The 1,949-nt window shown below is 62.8% G+C and carries 1 protein-coding gene; it reads right to left on the bottom strand.

Features of this window, described 5'->3' with window-relative positions:
* Positions 1 to 63 precede the first annotated feature (63 nt).
* On the bottom strand, positions 64 to 1,353 hold the full coding sequence (ltrA, locus tag ABZ453_RS51130) for a group II intron reverse transcriptase/maturase (protein ID WP_359026926.1): 1,290 nt from the start codon (positions 1,351 to 1,353) through the stop codon (positions 64 to 66).
* Positions 1,354 to 1,949 lie beyond the last annotated feature (596 nt).

Below are 1,949 nucleotides of genomic sequence, written 5' to 3'. Positions count from 1 at the left end.
GGTGAGTCGGCGGCGGGAATCTCACCCGCCGCCGCTCTCAGAACCGTGCGGGAGCCTCTCGGCTCACACGGCTCCCGTCGCCCAGCCATCAGGCTTGAGGCCGAACCGCCAGTGGGCAAACATGTTGGGATACCGGCGGGCCGTGCCCGCCAGTAGTTCTCCCGCCCGTTTCTCCCGGCGGCGTAGTCGTTTGTACTTCTGACAAGCCCAGCCCACCAACATTCGGTTGATGCGCCGGAGGAGGGGATACAACATGGACTTGTAGAAGCGTCCGTAATAGTTGATCCATCCCTGCACGACACTGTTGAACATCCGCGCAAGGTCCATCAGGGACTTGTCACTGCGTTGAGCGATACGCCAGGAACGCATTTCCTTGCCCATCGCCTTGATCGCCTCCTTGCTGACCGCGGGCAGGAAGTTCACAAAGTGCTTCCCATACCGGTTCTTGGCCAGCCTCGGACGGAACGTGTACCCGAGGAACGTGAACGACGTGTGCTCGTACGAGCCGCGTCGGTCGGCGTCCTTGCAGTAGACGATGCGCGTCTTGTCCGGATGTAATTCCAGACCGACCTGCGCCAATCTCGCGGCGAGCGCGTCCCGCACCCGGCGGGCCTGATGCTCGCTCTTGCAGTGAATCACTGCATCGTCGCAGTACCGCTCGAAGGTGATGTGCGGGAAGTTCCGCGTCAGCCACGCATCGAACGCGTAGTGGAGATACAGATTCGCCAGCACGGGGGAAATAGCCGATCCCTGGGGAGTCCCACGAACCCGCTGCTGCACCGTACCGTCCGGCCTCGCCAGTGGGGCCACAAGCCACCGCCTGACGTAGAGCAGGACCCACTTCCCGTCCTCATCGATATGCCGCTCGACGGCCTTGAGCATCAGCTCGTGGTCCACGCTGTCGAAGAACGCCCGGATGTCGAGATCGACCACCCAGTCGCTGCGCCAACAGCGCCGCCGGCACTGCTCCACTGCGTCCAACGCCGACCGCCTGGGCCGGTAGCCGTAGGAGTCCGGATGGAACACCGGCTCCACCCGCCGCTCCAGATACATCGCGGCCACCGTCTGAGCGATCCGGTCAGCCACAGTGGGCACCCCAAGCACACGGACACCTTTCCCGCCCGCCTTGGGGATCTCCACGGCCTTCACCGCCGGAGGGAAGTACGAGCCGGACGAGAGCCGATTCCACAGCTTGTACAGATTCCCCTTGAGGTTCTGCTCGAACTGCTCGATCGACACGCCATCCGCCCCGGGTGCACCCCGATTGGCTTTGACCCTCAGATACGCCTCCCACACCATCGACTTGGAAATGTAAAACGACTTGACCTCGGCCTGCGGCCTTGATCCGTTCACCTGGCTCCTCCCGGCAATATCCGGTTGACCACCAAACAAGATCAGGACGACCCGCCCCCTTCGCTCCATCCCCATTACAGGGACTTCATCACTACTACGAGACGGTCCGTCCCCCTGCCACGCATCGGTACTCAGCCCCTTACAGTTTCAGCTGCTTGGGGTTCTCCCTTATCGCCAACCAGACTCCAATAAAGCCCAGTCGGCAGCATCGCGGCGAGGGGTTCCCACGTTCCGCACTGGCGCCTGTCGCCGAGCTCGCGCCACCTTCATGCCGGGCCGCCACCTGGCCAGGAATACAGGAACCCGCCAGATTCATCCCGGGGCAACAACTGGACCCCGGTTTCGGCAACCACTCATACGCTTACGACACTTCAGCAGTGGTTCACTCGCGTTCGCCTTCTCGGCACGCACCTGACGCATCTCGTGCGCCTTTTCCGCAGTGCTCATCACCCCGGCTCATTCACCGGAGCAACCTGCGGGGGTTTGAGACCTCCCCCTGCATGGGCGGTCCCGGAGGGCCTACCTCCATCACCAGTGCAGCACCACGTCGGAAGATTCCGTCTACATCAGAACCTCCCGTTGTGTTCGTGGCGCAC

This window comes from Streptomyces sp. NPDC005799, from assembly GCF_040630525.1.
Lineage (GTDB): Bacteria > Actinomycetota > Actinomycetes > Streptomycetales > Streptomycetaceae > Streptomyces > Streptomyces griseorubiginosus_B.
This window is presented reverse-complemented; position numbering and strand designations above follow the sequence as displayed.